Annotated in this window: 5 tRNA genes and 1 rRNA gene; all 6 read left to right on the plus strand. The window is 50.6% G+C overall.

The window, feature by feature from the left end:
* Positions 1-100: 100 nt before the first annotated feature.
* The 6 genes from rrf to DN392_RS29205 all read left to right on the plus strand — a co-directional run bounded on the left by rrf (position 101) and on the right by DN392_RS29205 (position 658).
* Positions 101-216, plus strand: a 5S ribosomal RNA gene (gene rrf, locus DN392_RS29180).
* Positions 217-224: 8 nt separating this feature from the next.
* Positions 225-299: transfer RNA gene (locus DN392_RS29185), tRNA-Asn, on the plus strand.
* 2 nt (positions 300-301) lie between these two features.
* A tRNA-Ser gene (locus DN392_RS29190) sits at positions 302-393 on the plus strand.
* A gap of 16 nt (positions 394-409) precedes the next feature.
* A tRNA-Glu gene (locus DN392_RS29195) sits at positions 410-484 on the plus strand.
* A 4-nt stretch (positions 485-488) separates the two neighbouring features.
* A tRNA-Val gene (locus DN392_RS29200) sits at positions 489-564 on the plus strand.
* A gap of 24 nt (positions 565-588) precedes the next feature.
* Positions 589-658, plus strand: a tRNA-Met gene (locus tag DN392_RS29205).
* Positions 659-686 lie beyond the last annotated feature (28 nt).

Below are 686 nucleotides of genomic sequence, written 5' to 3' on the forward strand. Positions count from 1 at the left end.
ATGGTGACATGTGGAGCTGACGAATACTAATAGATCGAGGACTTAACCATATAATATGAAGCAATATGTTATCTAGTTTTGAAGGAATATGCCTTCATAGTTTGGTGATGATGGCAGAGAGGTCACACCCGTTCCCATACCGAACACGGAAGTTAAGCTCTCTAGCGCCGATGGTAGTTGGGACCTTGTCCCTGTGAGAGTAGGACGTCGCCAAGCAATATTATTCCGCAGTAGCTCAGCGGTAGAGCTATCGGCTGTTAACCGATCGGTCGTAGGTTCGATTCCTACCTGCGGAGCCATTGGAGAGCTGTCCGAGTTGGCCGAAGGAGCACGATTGGAAATCGTGTATACGTCACAAGCGTATCAAGGGTTCGAATCCCTTGCTCTCCGCCATAGGATTTATAATATTGGCCCGTTGGTCAAGTGGTTAAGACACCGCCCTTTCACGGCGGTAACACGGGTTCGAATCCCGTACGGGTCACCACTTTGGAGGATTAGCTCAGCTGGGAGAGCACCTGCCTTACAAGCAGGGGGTCGGCGGTTCGATCCCGTCATCCTCCACCATATAAATTATATAAATAGTATTGTCGCGGGGTGGAGCAAGCTCGTCGGGCTCATAACCCGAAGGGCGCAGGTTCAAATCCTGTCCCCGCAACCAAATGGTCCCGTGGTGTAGTGGTTAACAT

The organism is Bacillus sp. BB51/4, from assembly GCF_008368845.1.
Classification (GTDB): Bacteria; Bacillota; Bacilli; order Bacillales; family Bacillaceae_G; genus Bacillus_A; species Bacillus_A wiedmannii.